The sequence below is a fragment of the Thermoanaerobacter siderophilus SR4 genome (genome assembly GCF_000262445.1).
Classification (GTDB): domain Bacteria; phylum Bacillota; class Thermoanaerobacteria; order Thermoanaerobacterales; family Thermoanaerobacteraceae; genus Thermoanaerobacter; species Thermoanaerobacter ethanolicus.
On the sequence record NZ_CM001486.1, the window covers coordinates 2,137,575 to 2,162,939 of the forward strand.

Below are 25,365 nucleotides of genomic sequence, written 5' to 3' on the forward strand. Positions count from 1 at the left end.
ATAAATGAAACCAAGAGAAATAGCGTATAAAATACTTCAAGAAGTGTTGTCAAAAGAAGCTTATGCGAATATTTCCTTTAATAAGCATTTAAGAAGTCAAGAATTAAAAGAAATAGATAGAGGTTTTACTAAAGAGTTGGTATTTGGTGTTATTGAAAGAAAGTACACATTAGATTTTATACTTTCTTTTTTTGTAAAGAAGGCTCCGGATTTAAAAACCATGATTTTTCTTGAAATGGGATTATACCAGCTTTTGTACATGGACAAAGTTCCTTCTTATGCAGCTATAAATGAGACAGTTAATATAGCTAAAAAAGTATTAGGGATAAAGAGAGCAAATTTTATAAATGCAGTTTTAAGAAACTATGAGAGAGAAAAAGAAAAAGTAATTTTCCCTGATAAAGAGAGGGATTTAAAGCAATATTTGAAGGTAACATATTCTTATCCTGATTGGATTGTGGAAAGATTGCTAAATAATTATGATGAAGAGAAGGCAGAGGCGCTTTTAAAAAGTTTAAATGAAAGGCCTGAAATTTGCTACAGGGTTAATACTCTAAAGATTGATATTGAAGATTTGAAAAGGCTATTAGATTCTGACGGTATTGTTTATAAAAAAGGTTATTATCTAGAAGAAGCACTGTATATAGATATTAAAAACCCTGAAAGGCATCAATTGTACAAAGAAGGGCTTATTTACATTCAGGATGAGGCTTCTATGTTGGTTTCTAAAACTTTAAATCCTAAAGAAGGAGACACAGTATTAGATGTGTGTGCTGCTCCTGGTGGTAAAACGACTCATATAGCACAATTGATGAAAAATAGTGGTGAAGTTATCGCTTTTGATTTGCATCCTCATAGATTAGAGTTGATAAAAGAAAACTGTAAAAGATTAGGAATTACAAACGTAAAAACTGAAGTCTTTGACTCTACTTTTGTCAATGAAAAGTATTTGGAAAAGGCTGATAAAGTCTTAGCAGATGTTCCTTGTACAGGTATCGGTATAATCAGAAAAAAACCCGATATTAAGTTAAAGAATTATACGAGAAAAGAAATTTCAGAATTAATTGAAGCTCAATATAAAATATTAGACTCCAGTTCAAAATATGTAAAAAAAGGTGGATTTTTGGTGTATAGTACCTGCACTATAGGAAAGGAAGAAAATCAAAATGTAATAATGAAATTTTTAAAAGAACACCCTGATTTTAAATTGGTTGATATAAAAGCTGAGATGCCAAGTGGATTAAGCATTGAAACTGATTCTTTAGGATATGTACAAACTACACCTTTAGAACATGAAATTGATGGCTTTTTTATAAGTAAGTTGAAAAGAATAAAATAGTGGAGGTATTTTAAGTTGTACAATTTAAAGGATATGACCTTGGAAGAAATGGAAGAATTTTTTGTAAATATTGGAGAGAGTAGATATAGAGCTAAGCAGATTTACAAGTGGATTTACGACAAAAAAATTACAGATTTTGACGAAATGACAGATATCTCTAAGAATTTGCGCTCAAAATTAAAAGAAATTGCTTATATTTCACAACTGAAAATTGAAGCGAGAAGGGTTTCTGAAGTAGATGATACGGTGAAATACCTTTTTTTGCTGGAAGACAACAATATTATTGAAGGAGTTGCTATAAAATACAGGTTTGGAAATACTGCTTGTGTTTCTACTCAAGTAGGGTGCAATATGAGATGTAGCTTTTGTGCTTCTGCTATTGGAGGTAAAGTTAGAGATTTGAAAGCTTCAGAGATGGTAGACCAAGTTATTGCTATAGACGGCGACTATGGCAAGATTTCTAATATTGTTTTGATGGGAAGTGGGGAACCTTTTGACAATTATGATGAAGTGATGAAATTTATAAAAATAGTAAATAACCCCTACGGTTTAGGAATAGGCGGCAGGCATATAACTATATCTACTTGTGGAATAGTTCCCAAAATTTATCAATTTGCAGATGAAAAACTACAGGTTAATTTATCTATTTCATTACATGCTCCTAATGATGAATTGAGAACTCAACTAATGCCAATAAATAAGGCTTATCCATTAGAGGAATTGATGAAAGCTTGTAAGTATTATGTAGAAAAAACAAGGCGCAGGATAACTTTTGAGTATTCTTTAATTGAAGGAGTAAATGATAAAAAAGAACATGCGTATCAATTGGTTGATTTATTAAAAGGGATGTTGTGCCATGTCAATTTGATACCTATTAATTATGTAAAAGAAATAGGCTTTAAAAAGGCAAACAATGAAAAAGTTATGATGTTTAAAAAAATTATTGAAGATGCAGGGATATCTTGTACGGTGAGAAGGGAATTGGGAAGCGATATTGAAGCTGCCTGTGGACAGCTGAGGAGAAAGTATTTAAAGGAAAGGTAGGGTTTTTATGATTGTAGCTGCCCTAACTGATATTGGCAATGTGAGAGAAAAAAATGAAGATTATTATTATGCCTCGGAAGAAAAAGATTTGCCACTGTTTATTGTAGCAGATGGAATGGGAGGCCATAATGGGGGTGAAGTTGCAAGTAAGTCTGCAGTTGAAGCCATTGTTGATTATTTTAAAAAGAATTATTTTAAGCTACAGGATAAAGAAATTTCCTCTATAGAAGGTTTTATAGAGAAATCAATTAAATATGCTAATAAAGTTGTTTATTCTCAAGCCTGCTCAGAATGTGAATTAACTGGGATGGGTACTACTCTTACTTTGTTATTTTTTGCAAAAAACCGTTTTTTTGTAGGACATATTGGAGACAGTAGGGCTTATTTAATAAGAGATAACCACATAAAACAAATTACAGAAGACCATTCATTTGTAGAAGAACTTGTAAAAATGGGTAAAATAACTCATGAAGAAGCCCGAGTTCATCCTCAAAAAAATATAATAACCAGGGCTTTGGGAGTTGATGAGGATGTAAAAGTAGATATATTTCATGACACTGTTATGCCAGAAGATATTTTGCTTTTATGCACAGATGGGCTTACTAATTTGGTGACAGACCAACAAATTTTAGATGAATTTACTAAGAATGAAGATATAAATACCTCTTGTGTTAATTTGGTAAATCTTGCAAAGGCTAACGGTGGATATGATAACATAACTCTTATTGCTGTTAAGGAGGTGACATCATGATTGGACGTATATTAGGTAACCGCTATGAAATATTAGAGAAAATTGGCGAAGGCGGAATGGCTAAAGTTTACAAAGCAAAGTGTCATCTCCTTAACAGAATAGTGGCAATCAAGATTTTGAGGCCTGAATTTGCAGCAGATGAGGATTTTGTAAAAAAATTTAGAAGAGAATCTCAGGCAGCAGCAAGTCTTTCTCACCCTAATATAGTGAGTATATACGATGTTGGGCAAGAAGGGGATATTTACTACATTGTGATGGAATATGTAAAGGGACGTACTTTAAAAAAGCTTATAAGTGAAAATGGTGGGCCATTAGAGGTAGGTAGAGCGATAGAAATAGCACGACAAGTTTGCAAGGCATTGGACCATGCCCATAGGAATCGCATTATTCACAGAGATATAAAACCTCAAAATATTCTTGTTACTGATGACGATGTGGTGAAAGTTACTGATTTTGGAATTGCACGAGCTGCTAATGGTTCTACTATAACTTACACTGGAGATGTAGTAGGGACTGCTTATTATTTTTCGCCTGAACAGGCAAGGGGTGGAATAGTAGATGAAAGGACGGATATTTACTCTTTAGGAATCGTCCTTTATGAAATGTTAACGGGAAAAGTGCCTTTTGAGGGCGATAGTCCTATTTCTGTTGCTTTAAAACACATTCAAGAAGATATAATCCCCCCTTCAAAGCTAAATGACAAAGTGCCGAAAGAATTAGATCAAATAGTTTTAAAAGCTACTCAAAAGGATGTAAATTTAAGGTATCAAACTGCAGCAGATTTTCTTAAGGACTTAGACACTTTTTTGCGAAACCCTAAAGAACTAAATTTCAAAGAAGAAGAAGAAATCACAAAAACACGAGTGATTCCTTCTAAAGATGTAGAGGAGTTAAAGAGAGCGGCACAAAGGAAGGAAAAAGAAAAGAAAAGGAGAAATGTCATAAAAAGAATAGCAACTGTTTTATTAATTCTCTTGCTACTGGCTTCTTTAGCTTATGGTACGATGTATGTCCTCAATAACTTTTTCAAAGTAAGCGATATGGTAGTTCCAAATGTGGTGGGTTCGTCATTAAATCAGGCAAGTAAAATTTTGTCAGACCATAATTTAAAAATGGAGATAAGTGAAGAGCGGTATAGCGATAAACCTGAAAATACTATTTTATCTCAAGACCCTCCACAAGGGAGCGTAGTAAAAGCTGGAAGTACGGTCTACGTGGTGATTAGTAAAGGTAAGCAAGTTGTTGTGGTGCCTAATGTGATAAATAAAGATTATTTAGAGGCTAAAAATATTCTTGAGAATATGGGCCTCAAAGCAAATATTATAGAACAATATAATGACCAGTTTCCTAAAGAGTATGTTTTTGACCAAAATCCAAGACAGGGAGTACAGGTAGAATATAACACAGTGATTGATCTGTATGTTAGCAAAGGTCCACAGCCTGCAATAATGCCTAACGTAGTTAATATGACATTGGAGGAAGCGACAACTGCCTTAGAAAATGCTGGTTTAAAATTAGGTAAAGTCATTTATAAAGAGACAACTGATGTACCAGAAAACATTGTGTTAGAGCAAAGTGTTCCTCCAAATAGTGAGGTTCAAAAGGGAAGTCCGATAGATTTAATTGTTAGCAAGATGCCTCAAGATTCTTTACAACAACAAACTAAAAATGTTATTATTAAATTGCCTGACAAACCGGGTACTATGAAAGTGGATGTGTATGTAATACAAAACGGACAAAAGAATCTAGTATATTCTGCCGAGCACACTTATCAAGACAGTCCACTTACAGTGCCTGTTATGGCATATAAAGGTAAAGCTACGCTTGAGGTGGATATAGATGGACAGGTATATAGTACAGTGGAGGCGAGATTTTAATTGACAAGGATTGAAGGAAGAATTGTACGAGGGATAGCTGGATTTTATTACGTAGCTACAGAGCACGGCATTGTAGAATGCCGTGCTCGTGGAAAGTTTAGAAAAGATAATATTACTCCCTTAGTAGGTGACATTGTAGAAATTCAAATGATAAACGATAGTGAGGGGTATATTCTAAACATTTTACCACGAAAAAATGAACTTACAAGGCCTCCAGTAGCTAATGTAGACCAAGCGATAATAGTATTTGCTATTGTCAGGCCAGAGCTTAATCGAGTTTTGCTAGATAAAATGATTGTTTTAGCAGAGAGCAATGATATTGAACCTGTAATTTGTATCAATAAGGTGGATTTAAAAGAGGATAGAAAGACTTTTGATTTGGTGACTATTTATCAGAAAATAGGATATAAAGCAGTGGCTACTTCTACAGTTACAAAAGAAGGAATTGAGGAATTAAAATCTTATTTAAAGGACAAGGTTTCATTTTTTGCAGGTCCTTCTGGAGTAGGAAAGTCCTCTTTGATTAATTCTATTCAGTCAAATATAAAATTAAAGACAGGGGAAGTCAGTGAAAAGCTTTTAAGAGGTAGACACACAACAAGAAGTGTAGAACTTTTATCTCTTGATTTTGGAGGGTATGTTTTAGATACTCCTGGTTTTACTGCTTTGACATTAGATATTGATAATCAAGACCTTCGATACTATTTTAGAGAATTTTTAGAGCTTCAAAGGGGATGCAAGTTTTCTTCTTGTCTTCATGTAAATGAGCCAGATTGTAATATTATAAAGGCGGTGAAAGAAGGGCTAATAGATAAAAACAGGTATTTGAGTTATCTTTCTCTGCTTAAAGAATTAAAGGAAAAAGAGAAGAGGAGGTACTAAAAATTGAAAATAGCTCCTTCAATATTATCTGCAAATTTTGCGAATTTATTAGAGGATATAAAAAAGATAGAAAAAGATGCTGACCTTTTACATATTGATGTGATGGATGGCCATTTTGTTCCAAATATTACTATTGGACCAGTAGTTGTAAAGTCCCTTAGAAAATTTTTTTCTCTTCCTTTTGATGTCCATTTGATGATTGAAAATCCGGATTTGTACATAGAGGAGTTTGCAAATTCAGGAGCGGATATTATAACTGTCCACCAAGAGGCTTGTATACACTTACATAGGACAATACAAAAATAAAAGGCTACGGCAAAAAAGCTGGGGTTTCTTTAAATCCAGCTACCTCCTTAGAGACTTTAAAATATATATTGCAAGATGTTGATATGGTGTTGATTATGACAGTAAACCCCGGCTTTGGAGGACAAAAGTTTATAGACTCAATGCTTAAGAAAATTGAGGAGTTAAATAAACTTAGAGAAACTTTGAAGCTAGATTTTAAGATTGAAGTAGATGGGGGAATAAATATTCATAATGTGAAAGAAGTTGTTAGAGCAGGAGCTGACATAATTGTAGCTGGTTCTGCAATTTTTGATTCTTCAAATCCTGCCCAAACTATAAAAGAATTTAGAGAGGCAATAGAAAAATGAAAGTTTTAATTATTTCTAATGGAGATATAAAAGATTATAATTTTTATGAAAAGCTATTAAAGGATGTAGATATGGTAATATGTGCAGATGGTGGAGCGAATCATGCTTACCAAATGAAGATAAAACCAGACCTTATAATAGGAGATTTTGATTCAATAAAAGAAGAAATTTTAGAGTTTTATGAGAATGAAGGGGTAAGAATAGAAAAGTTTCCTCCTATGAAGGATGAGACAGATACGCAACTGGCAATGTTAAAAGCTATAGAATTGGGGGCAACAGACGTTACTTTTATAGGGGTGATTGGAGAAAGATTTGACCATTCTTATGCAAATCTTTCACTTTTACTCTATCTACTAAATCGCAATATTAAGGGTAAAATTGTAAATGAAAAGAATGAAATATATTTGATAAATAAATTTATAGAGGTTGAAGGTAAAAAAGGAGAACTTTTATCTTTACTGCCTTATTCAAAGGAAGTAAAGGGAATATACACTAAAGGCTTGTTTTATGGTCTTTCAGGTCAAAGTATGGATTTAGAGATGCCTTACGGTATAAGCAATGTTTTTACAGAGGATAAAGCCACTATAGAAATAGAAGAAGGACTTTTATTAGTGATAAAGCCAAAAGAATAGTTTCAAAATCCCCTTCCAATGAATAGTATATAGTAACTAAAGAGGGAAGGGGTGTTTTTATGGATAAATTTTTTTATAAGCTGAAGCGATTAAATAGGCAATTGAATTATTCGCTGGGATATATATTGATGGCTTTGGGTGTATTGATATTTGTTATGTATATTCCTGCCTGGTTGTGGATGATTTTTCTAGGAATTTTTCTTGTAATAGCCGGTTATTATGTAAACATATATTTTAAGTGAAAAAATAAAATAAAAAAGCGTGCAAAAATGCACGTCTTTCTTTATAATGCTCTTTGTACTTTTCCTGCTTTTAAGCATTTTGTACATACATGGAGTCTAACAGGAGTACCATCTACTATAGCTCTTACTTTTTTTATGTTAGGTTTCCACTTTCTTATAGATTTTCTGTGGGAGTGGCTATATTGATAGCCTGCTAAAGGCCCTTTTCCACAAATATCGCACTTAAGCATAGTTGCACCTCCTTTGAAAGACAATAATATTTTATCAAAAAATAATTACCTACACAATAGAGAAATTAACACAACGATATTATTTTATCATCATCTTTTGTAAATGTAAATACCTTTACAATAAAGCAGGTGTAAAATTTTAATAGGTGAGTAATATAGCAGACATCGCAGGCTAGTTGATGTTATTGAAATATTCAGGTAAAATATAAATTAAGATTGATTTGGAGGGATATTAATGATTCAAATAAAAAACAAATATGGAGTAATAAATATCTCAAATGATGCAATTGCTGCTATAACCAGTAGAGCAGTAGCGGAGTGTTATGGGATAGTAGGATTGGGGAGGAGAGGAGCAAATGGATTAATAGAAATATTTAAAACAGAAAATTCAGGGAGAGGAGTCAAAGTTTTAGCTACAGAAGATGGTGTAACACTGGAAGTTTATATAGTTGTCCTATACGGTGTAAATATAAAAACTGTTTCAGCGAATGCTATTGAAAAAGTGAAATATGCTGTCGAGAAATTTGTAGGAGTAAAAGTGGAAAATGTAATAATAAATGTTCAGGGAATTAAAGTTGATAATTGAGGAGGAAGTTATGTTGAAGTACTTAGATGGAAAAACTTTAAAGAACATGATGATTGCAAGCTCTAATTATCTTTTTAACAATAAAGTAGAAGTTGATAAACTTAATGTTTTTCCTGTTCCAGATGGTGATACTGGCTCTAATATGGCGTATACAATGCAATACGCTGCCAAAGAGTTAGAAAAATCACAAGATACGATAAAAGACGTTTTAGATGCTATTTCTAAAGGCACCTTGATGGGGGCAAAAGGTAATTCTGGAGTTATTTTGTCCCAGATTTTTAGAGGCTTTTCTAAACGACTTAGAGATACAAAAAAGATAACTCCTTGCGATTTTGCAGAAGGCTTGAAAGCTGGTGTAGAGGTAGCTTATAAAGCAGTTATGAGACCTGTAGAAGGTACTATTCTCACAGTATGTAGGGAAACTGCAGAAGAGGCTGAAAAAATATGTAAACAAGTTGAAAATTTTGAAGAATTCTTCCCGAAGATTATTGAAGCTGCAGAAAAGTCCTTAGAAAACACCCCCAATCTCTTACCAGTTTTAAAAGAGGCTGGAGTAGTTGATTCTGGTGGAATGGGATTTGTGTATGTATTAAAAGGGATGTTTGAAGGGTTTAAAGGAAACAAAATTGAGCCGATAGAAGTTTTAGAAGGGATAGTAACAAATAAGCAAGTTGTGGAGGATTTAAGATTTTTATATTGTACAGAAATATTAGTCAAAACAAAAAAGACTTATGCAGAAGCTATTTTAAAAGAGAAATTTGGCAAATTTGGAGATAGTTTGGTGATAGTTTTAGATGATGACATTTTAAAAGTTCATGTGCACACAAACAATCCTGGATTAGTATTAGAAGAAGGACTTAAAATAGGTGAACTTATAAAAGTAAAAATTGACAATATGAAAATACAACATGAAAGTTTGGTAAGTGAAGAGAGAAAGCCTGAGAAAAAATATGGAGTTTTAGTTGTAATTAACGGAGAAGGAATTAAAAATCTTTTTTCAGAACTGGGTTGTGATGTTATTATAAATGGTGGACAAACGATGAATCCCAGTACAAATGACATTTTAGAGGGTATAAAAAAGATAAATGCGGAAAATATTTTAGTTTTTCCTAATAATAAAAATATAATAATGGCTTGCGAACAAGCAAAAGCCTTATCAAATAAGAAAGTAGAAATAATCCCAACAAATAATTTTAATGAAGCTATAACTGCCATTGTAAATATTGATACTGAAAAAAGTTTAGAGGAAAATGTAACTAGAATAAAAGAAATATTAAGTAATATAAAGACAATTGAAGTGACTTATTCAATAAGAGACACGCAAATAAACGGTTTTGAAATCAAAAAAGGAGATGTGTTAGGTTTTATAAATGACAGTCTGGAATCAGTAGGAAAAGATTATAATAAAGTAGCACAAGAATTGATTTATAAAGCTTTAGATGAGGATTCTTCATTAGTTAGCATATATTATGGGGAAGAAGTTACAAAAGAAAAAGCGGAGGAATTGAAAAATTCTCTTTCCGTAGAGGCAGATGTGGAAATTTATTTTGGAGGTCAGCCGCTTTACTATTATGTTATATCAATAGAGTAAAGGTGAAATGAAATGCCTTTAAATCTGGATATTCAGTACGTAAAAGGAGTTGGACCTAAAAGGGCAAAACTTCTTAAAAAATTGGGAATAAACACAGTAGAGGACTTATTATTCTATTTTCCCAAAGATTATGAGAATAGAAGCGATATTTTAAAGATTGAGGACCTAAAAGTTGGGGAAAAACAAACTTTTAGAGGTTATATTGCAGGTAGTCCCCGAGAAATAAAGACTTCAAAAGTTATCATAACTAAAGTGCCTGTAAAAGATGGAACAGGTGCAGTAGAATTAGTTTGGTATAATCAACCCTATATAAAGAATAATTTTAAAATTGGTGAAGAATATATAATAAACGGCAAATTGCAATTTAAATATGGGCAGTTAATAGTAGAAAATCCTGTTTTAGAAAAAAGTGAAGATTTTAAATTAAACACTGGAAGGATAGTTCCTATTTATGGGCTTACAGAAGGGTTGACGCAAAATGCTATCAGGAAGATAATGTTTAATGCGCTTCATGATTATGTACAGGAAGTGGAAGAGTTTTTTGATGAAGAATTTTTATCTGAAAAAGGATTAATGGATATAAAGAACGCACTAATTAATATAAATTTCCCCCAAAATGAGGCATATTTAGAACAAGCAAAATACAGATTTAAATATCAAGAACTTTTTTTGCTGCAAATGGCCTTATTTTTAATGAAAAGGTCTGTTAAAGGGAAAAAGGGGATAAAATTTGAAAGAGTAGAGTTAAAGCCTTTTCTCATGGGATTACCCTTTAAATTGACTTCGGCGCAGATAAAAGTTTTAAAAGAAATAATTGCAGATATGAATTCTCACAAAGTGATGAATCGCTTAGTGCAGGGAGATGTGGGCTCTGGTAAAACAGTTGTTGCAGCTTGCAGCATGTACATTGCTGCCAAGAATGGCTATCAAGTGGCAATGATGGCTCCAACGGAGATATTGGCAAAACAGCATTATCATACATTAAAAGAGCTTTTTAGAAATACTGATATAAAAATTGGGCTTTTATCTGGCAGCATTTCACCTTCTAATAAAAAAGAAGTACTAGAAAAATTAAAAATGGAGATTATGATATTGTAGTAGGGACACATGCACTAATAGAGGATAATGTTATTTTTAACAATTTAGGATTTTGTATAACTGATGAGCAACACCGATTTGGTGTGAGACAAAGGGCGCTTTTGACACAAAAAGGTGAAAATCCCGATGTTTTGGTTATGACAGCTACACCAATTCCTCGTACATTGGCTCTCATTCTTTATGGAGATTTAGATATATCAATAATTGACCAATTACCTCCTGGAAGAAAAAAAGTTAAAACCTACGTTATTTCTTCTTCTGTGAGAAAAAAAGCCTACGAGTTTGCAATGAAGGAAGTAAAAAAGGGAAGGCAAGTTTATGTAGTTTGTCCACTAATTGAAGAATCGGATAAAATAAATGCGATGTCTGCCGAAATAGTATATAGAGAAATTTATGAAGATGCTTTTAAGGAAGCTAAAGTAGGACTTTTACACGGTAAAATGACTGACAGCGATAAAGAGAAGGTTATGGAAGAGTTTGTAAATGGCAAAATCGATATTTTAGTTTCTACTACAGTAATAGAGGTGGGAGTAAATGTACCTAATGCAACAGTGATGATTGTAGAAAATGCAGAAAGGTTTGGACTTGCACAGCTTCATCAACTTAGAGGTAGAGTTGGCAGGTCAGAATTTCAGTCTTATTGTATTTTGATTAGTTATTCTAATTCTGACATAGCTAAAAAAAGACTGGGAGTTTTAGCTCAAACTTCTGATGGATTTAAAATTGCAGAAAAAGATTTAGAAATAAGAGGACCAGGTGAATTTTTAGGATTAAGACAGCATGGTCTTCCTGAATTTAAAATTGCTAACATTTTTGAAGACATAGATATTTTAAAGACAGTGCAAAAAGATGTAGAAGAGTTACTGGAAAAAGATCCTAAACTTGAAAACCATCCAAAGCTAAAAAGTATTTTACTTAATCAATTTTATCAAAAATTAGAAGGAATAATATTAAATTAGAGAAGGAGAATAGTAGTATGGAAAAGATAGCGATTGTCACAGATAGCTTGTCTGACATACCTGAGGATTTAGTAAAAACTTATGGAATATTTGTAGTTCCTCTGACTATCAATATTGATGGTGTAAGTTATAAAGATGGTGTAGATATAACAAAAGAAGAATTTTATAGGCTTTTAAGAGAAGGGAAAATGCCTACAACTACTCAAGTTTCACCAGTAGAATTCATGGAGGTTTTTAAGGATTTATTAAAGAGCTATGACTACATCATTGCCATCATTTTGACTTCTAAATTTAGCGGCACTTATCAATCTGCTGTGATTGCCAAGGATATGGTAGACCCAAAACGGATTGAAGTTATTGATTCAAGACATTTTACATTAGGAAATGGTATGTTAGTTCTTCAAGCTGCTAAAATGGCAGTTGCAGGGGCTTCTAAGGAGGAAATTGTTGAAAAGGTGTATGATTTAATTCCTAAAATTAGGTATATAATGGCTTTTGATTCTTTAGACTATCTGTACAGAGGAGGACGTCTACCTAAATCACAGGCTTTTATAGGAAATATTTTAAATATAAAGCCCATTTTAATGAATGATGATGGGGAATTAAAAATAGTAGATAAGGTTAGAGGTCAAAAAAAGGTTATTCGCTGGATGATTGATTATATGAAAAATACAGGAGTAGATTTTACAGATAGAGAAGTGGGATTAATTCATACAGATAAAGAAGAATTTTTAAATGAAATAGAAGCCGCTTTAAGAAGTGAGTTAGGAATAACTAAGTTTTTAAGGTCAAGAGCTGGCTGCGGAATAGGTACCCATGCAGGGCCTGATGCGGCAGGAGTGTTTTTTGAGGAAAAATAAATTTTTATTATTTGCCATTTCAATCACTTTTATACATTTTTGAAAACAAATTTATAGTTTATAAAAAAGCAATTTGGTTAAATTAATAATACAAACACAAATGGAGGTGATTGAAATGGCAGCAGGATCAGAAACCAAAAATCCTCTTGTGGTAAAAGAGGCAAAACAGGTTATGAGCCAATGGAAATATGAAATAGCAAGAGAATTAGGAATAACTCCTCCAGCTGATGGCTACTGGGGCAACCTCACATCTCGCGATTGCGGTGCTGTAGGTGGCCACATGGTAAGGAAGATGATACAAATGGCAGAAAGCCAAATGGCTAGCAAAGGAACTTGGAAATAAATCATATTATTAATATAAAAAAAGGATATCCCTTTGGGATATCCTTTTTAATATCAAAAGGTATATATAGCAATTGTTTACAGGTATATAACCTAAATAGCGGGTTAAATTAATAATGGAACATGATTTAGGAGGTGATTAAAATGGCTGTAGGTTCAGAAACTAAGAATCCTCTTGTGGTAAGAGAAGCAAAACAGGTTATGAGCCAATGGAAGTATGAGATAGCTAATGAATTAGGAATAACTCCTCCAGCTGATGGCTACTGGGGCAATCTCACATCAAGAGATTGCGGTGCTGTAGGTGGCCATATGGTAAGAAAAATGATACAAATGGCAGAAAGCCAGATGGCCAGTAAAGGAACTTGGAAATAAAATAATTTATAATAAAAAAGGGCAGTCCTTGCGATTGCCCTTTTAAAATTTTAATCCAGGTAGTTGCCTACCTGGACTGGGAGAGGAGAAATTGAAGGAAGAATTTTGGGGAAATTTCTGTTCCCATAAATATTATTTGCCATTTTGAAAAAAATTTATACATATTTTTTGTGATATTTTTTAAAAATATGCTAAAATAATTGTTGAAGTGGGGGTAATGTCTTTGAGAGTGATAGCAGGTAAGTTAAAGGGAAGAAAGGTAAAATCTTTAGAAGGCGATGAAGTGCGGCCAACTGCTGATAGAGTTAAAGAATCGCTGTTTAATATATTGATGAACAAAATAGAAGGAAGTATTTTTTTGGATTTATTTGCGGGCACAGGTAATATAGGCATCGAAGCATTAAGCAGAGGGGCCCAGTTTTGCTATTTTGTAGATAAAAGCTTAAAAAGCATAAAATGCATAAGGGAGAATGTAGCTGAATTAAATTTAATACCTTTTGCTAAAATACTTCACCGAGATGTGTTGAAAGTTATTGAAATATTAGACAAAAATAACACAAAGTTTGATATAATATTTTTAGATCCCCCTTATTATCAAAACCTTGCCGAAAAAACTCTTATAAAGCTTGGAGAGGCTAAAGTTTTAAAGAAAGACGGCATTATCATAGCAGAACACCATAAAAATGATAAAATAAGAGAAAGGTATGGAAATTTAGTAAAGATAAGAGAAAATAAATATGGGGAGACGATATTATCATTTTATAAGGAGGAAATATGAAAACTGCAATTTATCCAGGGAGTTTTGATCCAGTTACCTATGGACACATTGATATTATAAAAAGAGGAGCAAATCTGTTTGATAAGCTTATTGTAGCTGTGCTTTTAAATCCGTCGAAAAAGCCTTTATTTACAGTGGAAGAAAGGGTAGAGCTTTTAAAAGTGGTAACTTATGATATTCCTAATGTAGAGATTGATTATTTTGATGGTTTATTGGTAGATTATGCTAAAAAAGTCAATGCTAATGCTATAATAAAAGGCTTAAGAATGGTATCTGATTTTGAATATGAGTTCCAAATGGCGCTAATCAATAAAAAATTAAACCCTTCTGTTGAAACTATTTTTTTAATGACTAATGCAAAGTATGGATATTTAAGTTCCAGTGTAGTAAAAGAAATTGCACAATTTGGCGGTTGTCTTTCTGAGTTTGTGCCTGATATTGTGGCTCAAAAATTAATAGAAAAATTTTCAAGATAATTAAAGGGGGTTTTATTTTTGTCAAATTTTGATGGTTTAGAAGTTCTTAATCTTCTAGAAGAATTAGAAGACATTATAGAAAACAGTTCTTCTATTCCTCTTTCTAACAAAGTTTTGATAAACAAAGAAGAAGTTTTGGACTTAATAAGACAAATCCGAATAAAATTGCCAGATGAATTTAAAAGGGCGGAATGGATCAAACAAGAAAGGCAAAGAATTCTTTTAGAGGCACAACAGGAAGCAGAAATGATAATAAAAGAAGCCGAACAAAAGATTAAGGAAATGGTGAGTGAAAGTGAGATAGTTAAAAAGGCGGAAAAGACGGCAGCAGAAATAATCTCTACTGCCCAAGCTAATGCAAAGGAAATAAGGTTAGGAAGTAGAGAATATGCTGATGAATTGCTCGCTAAAATTGAGTCACAGGTGTCTGAAATATTAGAAACTATTAAAAGAAATAGAGAAGAATTAAAAGGCAACAAATAGTTAATGTTGTTGTAGATATTGTTTTATAGCTATTGCAAAAAGTAGGATAGTCAAAGTGACAATTATAAAAATTATTGAAGAAAATTGAAATATGTCCCAGGAATTTTTGTAAGTATATGGGTTGAAAACGTGGGAAATTGCATTTTCTTCTTGAATTCTTATTACAGAGAGTAACCAATAGGAGTATAAAGCGGCAAGAAAAAATTGGATTGTTTTTGCAATGAAATAAGGAAGATATTTTATTTTTGTTTTTGCTATTACTCCTAACACTTGTCCATGTATCGATATTCCGCCCCATGCTATTATAGCGCTTACTAATACTACTTTTTGTTCTAAAGATGCAGAAACTTGGCTTATTAAGTTTGAACCTACTGTTATTTCTAAGAGGCCACTTAAGAAAGCAGGTATTAGACTTTTGTCAAAACCTAATAATATGAATATAGGAGATATGAAGTAAGAAAGAAAATCCAAAATTTTATACAGTTTTAAAAATTCTATTACCACTGAAAAAAGTATAACATAACCTCCTATCATGATAATAGTATTTGTTGATTTGGAAACCGCTTCTGACAGGATAGTACTTAAGCTTTTTTTGTTCTGCTCTCTTGTATAATACATTTTTTTGATGGCAGCATTTAAAAGGTTTTTTGTTGAAGGTGACTTTTTATAAGAATTTTTCTTGTAGAGACGAAAGAGAAGTCCAGTGGTTATAGCTGCTAAGTAATTAGAAGCCATGATTATGTATCCGGCTTTTGGACTACCGAACATGCCAATTGCGACGGCTCCTAACATAAAAAGGGGGCCTGAATTATTGCAAAAGGACATGAGCTTTTCTGCTTCTTCTGTTGTGCATAAATTTTCTTCCCAAAGTCTTGATATCACTTGAGCCCCCACGGGATAACCGGAAGTGTATCCGATTGCCATCGCAAAAGAGCCACTTCCCGGCACGTTAAATAAGGGCCTCATTATAGGCTCTAAAAAAAGTGCCTAAAAAAATGTACTACTCCTAATTGTAAAAGAAGCTCTGAACCTATGAAAAAAGGAAGTAGAGAAGGAGTAATAGTAAAAAGCCAAAGGTTTATACCGCCTTTGGCGGCTTCTAATGCTTCTTTAGGGAAAAGTATTAAAGATAGTACCATTAAAATTAAAAAAGAAATAAAAATATTTAAAAAGGTGTTTTTCAAGATTTATCCCCACCTTGTTTTGGTATCATTACTATATTATTTAGAAAGTCCTTTAAAAATGAATGTTGGGGAATTTAAAGTTTTATTAAAGGATGTATAAAGTCTAAACCGGCGATAGAGGAGTTTTTATAAGCTAAAGTATAGACATCAGTAGCAAATAAATCTTTTTCAAACATTTTAGTATTAGATAGTTTGATTTTATATTGTGATACTTTTGTAATTATAGGGAGGGGAGATTTTTTCTTTATTTCTCTTAGCATTTCTTTGCCCTTTTCATTAAAACCCAAAACCCTTATATAATTAGGGCCATCAAATTCTTTAAAAATTTGTTTATCTATATTAAGTAATAGATGAATAAGTATATGCCTTATTCTGCTTTCTGTGTATCGCTTTGATTTTACAAGTTTTATAAGTTCTTCAACATTATTAGTTTTATAAGAAGCTTTGTAAATTTTATTTTCTAAGCCTTCAGAGACATCAAATATGTGATTGAGGGGAATGTGATTTCTCAACAGATAAATTAAAATATTAGAAAATTCCTCTAAAGATATGGGACCTTGTTTTTTTCAAAAGAACTTTGCAAAATTTCTTTTGTAAAGTCCGGTATATATTTTTCTAAGCCTTCTAGTCCCTTTTCAAAAATATGCTTTCTTATAGAAGAGGCACTGGCAAATTCTCCTTTTAGTTCTAACGAAGTATACAAAGAGCCTTTTCGCTTTATAGTAAAAGGTGTAATAGAACTACCTATTTTCTTTAAAGATTTAAGGTATTCTATTGCCAATATGTTATTGGATGTTTGTAAAATCTTTTCTATTTCATTATTATTTATAACTTTTTGTAATGCTAATTCCCGTGCTTTTGCAAAGGTTATGCCGCTTTTTAAATATTCTTTTAATGCTTTTCTATAATAAATTGACTCTTCTAAAAGTATTTCAGCAATTTTTGTGAGTTCGCTTAAATCGCCTTTTTCACTCCCAAAGGAAATACAATCTACTATTTTTAAAGAATCTAATAGTTTCACCGCTCCATAAGCGAAATTTTCAGCTGTAGAGGTAGCGTATACTACTGGTAACTCGATTACCAAATCTATACCGGCTTTTAATGCCATTTGAGTTCGTTTCCATTTGTCTACAATAGCTGGCTCTCCTCTTTGTACAAAATTTCCACTCATTACTGCTATAGTATAATCGCAATTAGTTAATTTTTTTGAAATTTGCAGATGATAAAGGTGGCCATTGTGAAAAGGATTATATTCGACAATAATTCCTAAAATTCCCATATAACTTCTTACCCTTTCAAAAAAATTTTTAAGATATACTTATTATTTTACATAAAATATGATAAAATGTAAAAGGGAGATCGTGTATACAATATTATAGTGATAAAATTAAAAAAGGAAGGGAGATTTTAAATGGCAGTAATGGATAGTATCATACAAAAGGCTAAAGCTAATAAAAAAAGGATTGTGCTTCCTGAGGGAAGTGAAGCGCGGACTTTAAAAGCTGCCGAAAGAGTTATTAAAGAAGGTATCGCTGATGTGGTTTTATTAGGGAAGGAAGAAGAGATAAAAGAAAAAGCAAAAGGATTGGATATCTCGAAAGCAGAAATTATAGACCCTGAAAAGTCGCCTCTTTTACAAAAATATGCTGAAGAATATTATAATTTGAGAAAAAACAAAGGAGTTACAGAAGAACAGGCATATCAAATTATGAAAGACCCTATGTACTATGGGTGCATGATGGTCAAATTAGACGATGTTGATGGTATGGTATCTGGGGCGATTCACGCTACTGCTGATGTTTTCAGACCGGCTTTTCAAATTGTAAAAACTGCTGCAGGTGTCAAAGTAGTATCCAGCGCCTTTATAATGGAAGTACCTAATTGTACTTATGGAAGCGATGGAGTATTTATTTTTGCTGATTGTGCAATAAATCCTAATCCTAATGAAGAGGAATTAGCAGCAATTGCTATTGCTTCTGCTCATACTGCAAAAGTCCTTGCTGGAATTGAGCCTAGAATCGCTATGCTATCATTTTCTACCAAAGGAAGTGCAAACCATGAATTAGTAGATAAGGTGAAAAATGCGACTAAAATCGCAAAAGAATTGGCGCCTGATTTGCTAATTGATGGTGAGCTTCAATTAGATGCAGCGATTGTCAAAGAAGTAGGAGAGTTAAAGGCTCCAGGAAGTCCTGTAGCAGGAAATGCAAATGTGCTTATTTTCCCAGATTTGCAAGCGGGAAACATTGGATATAAGCTAGTGCAAAGACTTGCTAAAGCTAATGCTATCGGACCAATTTCTCAAGGTCTTGCAAAACCTATCAATGACTTGTCAAGAGGTTGTAGTGTAGAAGATATTGTTAATGTTATAGCAATAACTTGTGTACAAGCTCAAGGGGTGCAAAAATAACTTTGAGGAGGCAGCGAGTATGAAGATTTTAGTCATGAACTGTGGAAGTTCGTCATTAAAGTATCAATTGTTAGATATGGATAATGGGAAAGTGCTAGCGAAAGGATTGGCGGAAAGAATAGGTATCAATGATTCTCTTTTAACTCATCAAGTAGAGGGCAAAGATAAAATAAAAATACAAAAAGATATGAAAAATCATAAAGAAGCTATACAAATTGTTTTAGAGGCTTTAGTAGATAAAGAAATCGGAATATTAAAAGATATGAAAGAAATAGATGCAGTAGGACATAGAGTTGTGCACGGGGGAGAGTTTTTTACTGATTCCGTATTGATTGACGATGAGGTAATCAAAAAATTAGAAGCATGTATTGACCTTGCGCCTTTGCACAATCCTGCTAATATTGAGGGGATAAAAGCTTGTCAGCAGATAATGCCAGGAGTGCCGATGGCAGCAGTTTTTGATACGGCTTTTCATCAAACAATGCCAGATTATGCGTATATTTATCCCATTCCTTATGAATACTACGAAAAATACAGAATAAGAAGATATGGATTCCATGGGACTTCTCATAGATATGTATCTTTAAGAGCTGCTGAAATATTAAATAGGCCTATTGAAGAGTTGAGAATCATTACTTGCCATTTAGGAAATGGTTCTAGTATTGCTGCGGTTAAAGGCGGTAAGTCGATAGATACAAGTATGGGATTTACACCATTAGAAGGGCTGGCTATGGGTACAAGGTCCGGAAATGTTGATCCTTCAATTATAACTTTCTTAATGGAAAAAGAAGGATTGACTGCAGAACAGGTTATAGATATACTCAATAAGAAATCAGGTGTATACGGAATTTCAGGAATAAGTAATGACTTTAGAGATATAGAAAATGCAGCTTTTAAAGAAGGGCATAAAAGGGCTATGTTGGCATTAAAAGTTTTCGCTTATAGGGTGAAAAAGACAATAGGTTCTTATGTAGCTGCTATGGGTGGTGTTGATGTAATTGTATTTACTGCTGGAGTTGGAGAGAATGGACCAGAAATGAGAGAGTTTATTTTAGAGGATCTAGAGTTTTTAGGCTTTAAACTGGACAAAGAGAAAAATAATGTGAGAGGAAAAGAGGAAATTATATCTACAGAAGATTCAAAAGTTAAAGTTATGGTTATTCCTACAAATGAAGAATATATGATAGCTAAAGATACTGAAAAATTGGTAAGGGGTTTAAAGTAGATAATCTTGACAACGGGTTGTGGGGTTAGTATAATAGGTGATGTCAATTATTTTAAGGTGTGTGAAGAAAAATGAAAATCGATCTATTAAAAATCAAAGGACAGCTTGGCCGCAGCATAAATATAGACTATGTAGAGGACATAGAGAGCATTGAATTTAAAGGGGAAGAATACAAAATTGTAACTCCTCTACATGTAAAAGGTACTATTACCGCGCAAAAAGAAGGGCTTTTGGCAGAACTTGATATTACAGGTAGTATAAATGCCGTCTGCGACAGATGTTTGGATGGGTTTATTTATAATTTAGACCTTAAATTACGGGAATATGTAGAGGAGTCAGTAGACGAAGAAGTAGATGATAGCTTTTATGAAAATTTTGATTTAACTACTTTTGTAGTGCATTTTGTGATATTGTCGTTGCCAATGAAATTTTTGTGCAAAGAAGATTGCAAAGGCTTGTGTCCTGTTTGCGGTACTAATTTAAACCACCAAACCTGTAGCTGCAAGCGGGAAGATATTGATCCGCGGCTTACCGTCCTTTCTAAACTACTGCAATAGATGTAGGAGGTGTTAAGATGCCAGTTCCAAAGAGGAGGACATCAAAGGCGAGAAGAGATACTAGAAGGAATAATAGTTATAAAATAGCTGCACCGGCTTACGTTTTGTGTCCAAGATGTCATGAGCCTAAACTACCTCATAGAGTATGTCCAAACTGCGGCTATTACAAAGATAGAGAGGTAATAAAAGTAGAAGAGTAAGACTAAAATAAGACTAAAAAAAAGTAGTAATAGGAAAAGACCTATTACTACTTTTTTTAGTTGATTTTACAAAAAAATAATTTATAATTTTGGGTAGGTCATAAAAACAACTAATATCTGGAGCTGGTAATATGGCTGTGCGAATGAGTAAAGTAGAAAGGCAAAGACTTTTAAAAGAAAAAATAAATACTAACCCCTTTTACACTGATGACGAGTTAGCAGAAATGTTTGGAGTAAGTGTACAAACTATAAGACTTGACAGGATGGAATTGGGAATCCCTGAAGTTAGAGAGCGTATAAAAAGTGTTGCAGAAGAAAATTATCAAAAAGTGAGAACTATTACAGGCACTGAAGTAGTTGGAGAATTAATAGACTTAGAATTAGGTAAAAGGGGTATTTCGATTTTTGAGCCTACAGAGGATATGGTTTTTGTCAAGACAAAAATTGTGAAAGGGCAATACATTTATTCTCAGGCTGAGTCTTTAGCTATGTCTGTTATTGATGCCTCTGCTGCTTTAATTGGAGTTGCAAACATAAAGTACAAGTTTCCTGTTAAAGTAGGAGATAGACTTGTCGCGAAAGCCGAAGTGATACGTCAAAGAGGAAACAAATATTTTGTTTGGGTTAAGATAAAAGTTAAGGATAAGGAAGTATTCAGAGGAAAGTTCATTTTAGTGGCCATTGATGAGGATTTTCTAAAAAAAAGGAGTGACACCGTTGAGGTTAGCAATTGATGCTATGGGTGGTGACCATGCTCCAGAGGAGATAATTAAAGGCAGCTTAGAGGCACTAAAGCATTTTCAAGATATAGAAATTGTCCTTATTGGGAAAGAAGAAGTTTTACGCGGCCTCCAAGGAAAGGAGAAAAGGCTTAAGCTTGTTTATGCTTCAGAAGTTATTGAAAATGATGAAGCACCTGTTACGGCTGTTAGAAAGAAAAAAGATTCTTCAATGATAGTAGGTTTAGAACTTCTTAAAAAGGAAGAAGTGGATGCTTTTTTGTCAGCTGGCAATACAGGAGCTCTCATGGCAGGAGCATTGCTTACTTTAGGGCGCATTAAGGGAATTGACAGACCAGCTTTGGCTCCAATACTTCCTACTTTAAATGGGGCTACCGTGTTATTAGATGCAGGTTCTAATACTAATTGTGATGCTCAAAATTTGGTGCAATTTGCTGTCATGGGACATGTCTATGCTCAAAAAAATGTTTGAGATAGAGAGACCAAGAGTAGGGCTTTTTAATATAGGAGCAGAAGAGGAAAAAGGAAATGAAGTAGTAAAAAAGGCTTTTGAAAAACTTAAAAAATCAAAACTAAATTTTATTGGGAATGTGGAAGGAAGAGATATCCCTTACGGCGTTTGTGAAGTTGTAGTCTGCGATGGATTTGTGGGAAATGCGATACTAAAGTCTATGGAAGGAATTGCTTCTGTGATTTCTCAACTTTTAAAGGAAGAGTTGGCACGAAATATTTTTACTAAACTGGGTGCTCTTTTAATAATGAGGGGACTAAAGAGAATAACTAAAAAAATGGATTACACTGAATACGGAGGAGCCCCTCTTTTAGGAATTAAAAAGCCAGTCATAAAAGCCCATGGCAACTCAAAAGCAAAAGCTATTTTTAATGCGATAAAACAAACTAAAAATTTTGTAGATAATGATGTTTTAAATCATATAAAAGAAGAAATTGAGTCAATGGGAGATGAGTTAAGTGTGTGAAAAGATTGCTGCAGGAATTTTAGGTACAGGAAGTTATGTTCCCGAAAAAGTTCTTACTAATTTTGATTTAGAAAAAATGGTGGATACTTCTGATGAATGGATTACTACAAGGACTGGAATTAAAGAAAGGCGCATTGCAGATCCTTCACAAGCTACTTCTGACTTGGCTACTGAAGCCGCAAAGAAGGCTTTGGAAGATGCTAAAGTTGACCCTTCAGAAATTGACATGATCATTGTCGCAACTGTTACACCTGATATGAATTTCCCATCTACTGCTTGCATAGTTCAAGCTAATTTAGGTGCAGCCAACGCTGCTGCTTTTGATATCTCCGTCGGATGTTCAGGCTTTATATATGGAGTTGCTATCGCTCAGCAATTTGTAGAGACTGGTATGTATAACAAAATATTGGTTATTGGAGCAGAAACTTTGTCTAAAATAATAAACTGGAAGGATAGAAACACTTGTGTTCTCTTTGGAGATGGAGCAGGGGCAGTAGTTGTGGGAAGAGTTGAAAGCGGATATGGAATATTGAGTTCTTATTTAGGAGCTGATGGCACTGGCGGGAAACACTTGTACATGCCAGCAGGTGGTTCTAGAATGCCGGCCAGCGAAGAGACTGTAAAAAAGAATTTACATACTATTTTTATGGAAGGGCAAGAAGTATTTAAGTTTGCAGTAAAAGTAATGGATAGTGCTACTATTGAGGCTTTAAACAGATGTGGTTTAAAACCAGAAGACATAGATATGCTTATACCTCACCAAGCAAACACAAGAATAATTGAAGCGGCGAGGAAGAGGTTAAAACTTAGCAATGATAAAGTTTATATAAATCTTGATAAATACGGTAATACCTCTGCTGCCTCTGTTGCTATAGCCTTAGATGAAGCCTATAGAAAAGGACTGATAAAAAAAGGCGATGTCATACTAACTGTCGCTTTTGGTGCAGGTTTGACTTGGGCATCAAGTGTTATAAGATGGAGCAAGTAAGGGGTGAAAAATATGTTTAAAACTAAAATAGTAGAAATGCTCAATATAAAATATCCAATATTTCAGGGTGGAATGGCATGGGTCGCAACTGCAGAACTAGCTGCTGCCGTGTCAAATGCAGGAGGTTTAGGAATAATAGGAGCAGGTAATGCACCAGCTAGTTTTGTAAGGGAACAGATACGGAAGGCAAGAGAACTTACTGATAAACCTTTTGGCGTCAATGTAATGCTTTTGTCTCCTTTTGTTGATGAAGTTATGGAGGTTATTTTAGAAGAAAAAGTAGATGTCATAACCACTGGAGCAGGGAATCCAGGTAAGTACATACAAAGACTTAAAGAACGGGGTATTAAAGTTATTCCTGTTGTGCCTTCAGTAGCATTAGCAAAAAGAATGGAGGACATTGGTGTGGATGCTGTTATTGCTGAAGGAACAGAATCGGGAGGTCATATTGGAGAACTAACGACTTTGGCATTAGTACCTCAAGTAGTAGATGCTGTTAAAATTCCAGTCATCGCTGCAGGAGGAATTGCTGATGGACGTGGTTTTGCAGCTGCATTTTGCTTAGGAGCTTCAGGTATTCAAATGGGAACTCGGTTTGTATGCTCTACTGAATGTACTGCTCATCCTCGTTACAAAGAATATATTTTAAAGGCAAAAGACAGAGATGCCGTTGTTACAGGAAGAAGCACAGGTCATCCAGTCAGGTCATTAAAAAACAAACTGACAAGAGAATTTGAAAAGTTAGAGCAAATGGGTGCTCCTAAGGAACAATTAGAAAAATTAGGGGAAGGAAAATTAAGAGCAGCGGTAGTAGACGGTGATGTAGAATATGGTTCTGTGATGGCAGGTCAAATTGCAGGACTTATAAATGATATTAAACCTGTAAAAGAGATAATAGAGGACATAATGAAACAAGTGGAGGAAGTAATTGACAATTTGAATAAAATGAGGTGAAAAAATGAAAGTAGCTTTTATTTACCCCGGGCAAGGTGCCCAATATGCTGGAATGGGCAAAGAAATATACCAAAAATACCAAGAGGCAAGAGAAATTTTTGAAAGAGCAGATGAAGCTTTAGGGTTTAGCATATCTGAACTTTGTTTTGAGGGACCAGAAGAAGAACTTGTGAAAACAGAAAATACCCAGCCGGCCATTTTAACGGTTTCTGTTGCTTTAACAAAGGTTTTGCAAAAGAGAGGAATAAAGGCTGAGGTTACTGCAGGATTGAGCTTAGGAGAGTATTCCTCTTTAGTATTGGCTGAAGCTTTAGATTTTGAAGATGCGGTTCGTTTAGTGAAAAACAGAGGAAAGTATATGCAGGAAGTAGTACCCCAAGGAGTGGGTACTATGGCAGCAATACTGGGACTTGAAAATGAAGTAGTAGAAGAGATTTGCCGTACTGTATCACAAGTTGGAATAGTAGAACCTGCTAATTACAACTGTCCTGGACAATTAGTTATATCTGGAGAAGTAAAAGCTGTGGAAAAAGCTGTCGAGCTAGCCAAAGAAAAAGGTGCAAAAAGAGCAGTAGTATTAGCAGTCAGCGCACCTTTCCACTGCAGCATGTTAAAAAAAGCAGGAGAACTCCTAGAGAGGGACTTAGAAAAAATAGAAATAAAAGATTTAAAAATTCCAGTAGTATCAAATGTAACAGCTGATTATGCGTCTAAAGACCAAGTGAAGGACCTGCTCATAAAACAGGTGAGTCATCCTGTGCTATGGGAACAATCTGTAAAAAGAATGATTAAAGATGGAGTAGATACTTTTGTTGAAATAGGTCCAGGAAGGACTCTTACAGGTTTTGTTAAAAAGATTGACAGAACTAAATCTGCCTATAACTTTGAAGATGAGGAGTCTCTTTTAAAGACTCTCTCGGCTTTGGGGGTATAAG

The 25,365-nt window shown here is 33.8% G+C and carries 25 protein-coding genes and 5 pseudogenes; 27 read left to right on the forward strand and 3 right to left on the reverse strand.

Translation table 11 applies throughout. The features are described from left to right. Positions 1–4 precede the first annotated feature (4 nt). From rsmB to THESIDRAFT1_RS10480, 8 genes and pseudogenes are all read left to right on the forward strand, one after another. A complete protein-coding gene (gene rsmB, locus THESIDRAFT1_RS10445; protein ID WP_003869221.1) occupies positions 5–1,339 on the forward strand; it encodes a 16S rRNA (cytosine(967)-C(5))-methyltransferase RsmB in 1,335 nt (444 codons plus the stop codon). A 15-nt stretch (positions 1,340–1,354) separates the two neighbouring features. Then, positions 1,355–2,383, forward strand: coding sequence for a dual-specificity RNA methyltransferase RlmN (rlmN, locus tag THESIDRAFT1_RS10450; protein ID WP_006570365.1), 1,029 nt, complete (start codon positions 1,355–1,357; stop codon positions 2,381–2,383). 7 nt (positions 2,384–2,390) lie between these two features. Continuing rightward, positions 2,391–3,134 (forward strand): Stp1/IreP family PP2C-type Ser/Thr phosphatase, encoded by a 744-nt coding sequence (locus THESIDRAFT1_RS10455; RefSeq protein WP_006570366.1) that lies wholly within the window; start codon positions 2,391–2,393, stop codon positions 3,132–3,134. Beyond that, positions 3,131–5,011, forward strand: coding sequence for a Stk1 family PASTA domain-containing Ser/Thr kinase (pknB, locus tag THESIDRAFT1_RS10460; protein ID WP_006570367.1), 1,881 nt, complete (start codon positions 3,131–3,133; stop codon positions 5,009–5,011). The genes THESIDRAFT1_RS10455 and pknB overlap by 4 nt, the downstream gene beginning before the upstream one ends. Further along, positions 5,012–5,893, forward strand: coding sequence for a ribosome small subunit-dependent GTPase A (rsgA, locus tag THESIDRAFT1_RS10465; protein WP_006570368.1), 882 nt, complete (start codon positions 5,012–5,014; stop codon positions 5,891–5,893). 3 nt (positions 5,894–5,896) lie between these two features. After that, positions 5,897–6,546 (forward strand): annotated as a pseudogene (gene rpe, locus THESIDRAFT1_RS10470) (ribulose-phosphate 3-epimerase). After that, on the forward strand, positions 6,543–7,178 hold the full coding sequence (locus tag THESIDRAFT1_RS10475) for a thiamine diphosphokinase (RefSeq protein WP_006570370.1): 636 nt from the start codon (positions 6,543–6,545) through the stop codon (positions 7,176–7,178). The pseudogene rpe and the gene THESIDRAFT1_RS10475 overlap by 4 nt, the downstream one beginning before the upstream one ends. Positions 7,179–7,237: 59 nt before the next feature. Beyond that, complete coding sequence (locus THESIDRAFT1_RS10480; RefSeq protein WP_003869214.1) at positions 7,238–7,420, forward strand: hypothetical protein; 183 nt, start codon at positions 7,238–7,240, stop codon at positions 7,418–7,420. Between the two features lie 41 nt (positions 7,421–7,461). Here the strand turns inward: THESIDRAFT1_RS10480 and rpmB are convergent, their stop codons facing one another. Further along, positions 7,462–7,650: a 50S ribosomal protein L28 gene (gene rpmB, locus THESIDRAFT1_RS10485; protein WP_003868220.1), complete on the reverse strand. Its 189-nt coding sequence runs from the start codon at positions 7,648–7,650 to the stop codon at positions 7,462–7,464. Between the two features lie 235 nt (positions 7,651–7,885). Between rpmB and THESIDRAFT1_RS10490 the strand changes: the two genes are divergently transcribed. The 9 genes and pseudogenes from THESIDRAFT1_RS10490 to THESIDRAFT1_RS10530 all read left to right on the forward strand — a co-directional run bounded on the left by THESIDRAFT1_RS10490 (position 7,886) and on the right by THESIDRAFT1_RS10530 (position 15,195). Next, a complete protein-coding gene (locus tag THESIDRAFT1_RS10490) occupies positions 7,886–8,236 on the forward strand; it encodes an Asp23/Gls24 family envelope stress response protein (protein WP_003868221.1) in 351 nt (116 codons plus the stop codon). Positions 8,237–8,246: 10 nt separating this feature from the next. Further along, entirely contained in the window at positions 8,247–9,827 is a 1,581-nt protein-coding gene (locus THESIDRAFT1_RS10495) for a DAK2 domain-containing protein (RefSeq protein WP_006570371.1), read from the forward strand. A 12-nt stretch (positions 9,828–9,839) separates the two neighbouring features. Then, positions 9,840–11,884, forward strand: a pseudogene (gene recG / locus THESIDRAFT1_RS10500) (ATP-dependent DNA helicase RecG). Between the two features lie 17 nt (positions 11,885–11,901). Then, positions 11,902–12,744 carry a DegV family protein gene (locus tag THESIDRAFT1_RS10505; RefSeq protein WP_003869211.1) on the forward strand — a complete coding sequence of 281 codons (843 nt, stop codon included), beginning with the start codon at positions 11,902–11,904 and terminating at the stop codon, positions 12,742–12,744. Between the two features lie 115 nt (positions 12,745–12,859). Further along, positions 12,860–13,087, forward strand: coding sequence for an alpha/beta-type small acid-soluble spore protein (locus tag THESIDRAFT1_RS10510; protein WP_003869210.1), 228 nt, complete (start codon positions 12,860–12,862; stop codon positions 13,085–13,087). 143 nt (positions 13,088–13,230) lie between these two features. Then, positions 13,231–13,458: an alpha/beta-type small acid-soluble spore protein gene (locus tag THESIDRAFT1_RS10515; protein WP_003869209.1), complete on the forward strand. Its 228-nt coding sequence runs from the start codon at positions 13,231–13,233 to the stop codon at positions 13,456–13,458. Positions 13,459–13,675: 217 nt separating this feature from the next. Then, positions 13,676–14,236: a 16S rRNA (guanine(966)-N(2))-methyltransferase RsmD gene (gene rsmD, locus THESIDRAFT1_RS10520; RefSeq protein ID WP_483027934.1), complete on the forward strand. Its 561-nt coding sequence runs from the start codon at positions 13,676–13,678 to the stop codon at positions 14,234–14,236. Next, positions 14,233–14,712 carry a pantetheine-phosphate adenylyltransferase gene (gene coaD / locus THESIDRAFT1_RS10525; protein ID WP_006570374.1) on the forward strand — a complete coding sequence of 160 codons (480 nt, stop codon included), beginning with the start codon at positions 14,233–14,235 and terminating at the stop codon, positions 14,710–14,712. The genes rsmD and coaD overlap by 4 nt, the downstream gene beginning before the upstream one ends. A gap of 18 nt (positions 14,713–14,730) precedes the next feature. Next, positions 14,731–15,195, forward strand: coding sequence for an ATPase (locus tag THESIDRAFT1_RS10530; RefSeq protein ID WP_003868230.1), 465 nt, complete (start codon positions 14,731–14,733; stop codon positions 15,193–15,195). Here THESIDRAFT1_RS10530 and ylbJ read toward each other — a convergent pair. Next, positions 15,196–16,334, reverse strand: a pseudogene (ylbJ, locus tag THESIDRAFT1_RS10535) (sporulation integral membrane protein YlbJ). Here ylbJ and THESIDRAFT1_RS14280 point away from each other — a divergent pair. After that, positions 16,228–16,479 carry a hypothetical protein gene (locus THESIDRAFT1_RS14280; RefSeq protein ID WP_244262822.1) on the forward strand — a complete coding sequence of 84 codons (252 nt, stop codon included), beginning with the start codon at positions 16,228–16,230 and terminating at the stop codon, positions 16,477–16,479. The pseudogene ylbJ and the gene THESIDRAFT1_RS14280 overlap by 107 nt on opposite strands. Here THESIDRAFT1_RS14280 and THESIDRAFT1_RS10540 read toward each other — a convergent pair. Further along, a pseudogene (locus tag THESIDRAFT1_RS10540) lies at positions 16,454–17,658 on the reverse strand (nucleotidyltransferase). The gene THESIDRAFT1_RS14280 and the pseudogene THESIDRAFT1_RS10540 sit on opposite strands and share 26 nt — an antisense overlap. Positions 17,659–17,790: 132 nt before the next feature. On the opposite strand from THESIDRAFT1_RS10540, the gene pta reads away from it, so the two are divergent. From pta to fabD, 9 genes and pseudogenes are all read left to right on the forward strand, one after another. After that, positions 17,791–18,789, forward strand: a complete 999-nt coding sequence (gene pta, locus THESIDRAFT1_RS10545) for a phosphate acetyltransferase (RefSeq protein WP_003869204.1) — start codon at positions 17,791–17,793, stop codon at positions 18,787–18,789. Positions 18,790–18,808: 19 nt separating this feature from the next. After that, entirely contained in the window at positions 18,809–20,014 is a 1,206-nt protein-coding gene (locus THESIDRAFT1_RS10550) for an acetate kinase (protein WP_003869203.1), read from the forward strand. A 71-nt stretch (positions 20,015–20,085) separates the two neighbouring features. Continuing rightward, positions 20,086–20,571: a YceD family protein gene (locus THESIDRAFT1_RS10555; RefSeq protein ID WP_006570377.1), complete on the forward strand. Its 486-nt coding sequence runs from the start codon at positions 20,086–20,088 to the stop codon at positions 20,569–20,571. 17 nt (positions 20,572–20,588) lie between these two features. After that, entirely contained in the window at positions 20,589–20,771 is a 183-nt protein-coding gene (rpmF, locus tag THESIDRAFT1_RS10560; RefSeq protein ID WP_003868236.1) for a 50S ribosomal protein L32, read from the forward strand. 131 nt (positions 20,772–20,902) lie between these two features. Further along, positions 20,903–21,505, forward strand: coding sequence for a transcription factor FapR (gene fapR, locus THESIDRAFT1_RS10565; protein ID WP_003869201.1), 603 nt, complete (start codon positions 20,903–20,905; stop codon positions 21,503–21,505). Continuing rightward, positions 21,489–22,488: pseudogene (gene plsX, locus THESIDRAFT1_RS10570) on the forward strand (phosphate acyltransferase PlsX). Before fapR ends, plsX begins: the two are co-directional and overlap by 17 nt. Beyond that, positions 22,481–23,476, forward strand: coding sequence for a beta-ketoacyl-ACP synthase III (locus THESIDRAFT1_RS10575; RefSeq protein WP_006570379.1), 996 nt, complete (start codon positions 22,481–22,483; stop codon positions 23,474–23,476). The pseudogene plsX and the gene THESIDRAFT1_RS10575 overlap by 8 nt, the downstream one beginning before the upstream one ends. Before the next feature lie 12 nt (positions 23,477–23,488). After that, positions 23,489–24,430, forward strand: a complete 942-nt coding sequence (fabK, locus tag THESIDRAFT1_RS10580) for an enoyl-[acyl-carrier-protein] reductase FabK (protein WP_039929369.1) — start codon at positions 23,489–23,491, stop codon at positions 24,428–24,430. Positions 24,431–24,434: 4 nt separating this feature from the next. Next, entirely contained in the window at positions 24,435–25,364 is a 930-nt protein-coding gene (gene fabD, locus THESIDRAFT1_RS10585) for an ACP S-malonyltransferase (protein ID WP_006570381.1), read from the forward strand. The last annotated feature ends 1 nt before the right edge of the window (position 25,365 follow it).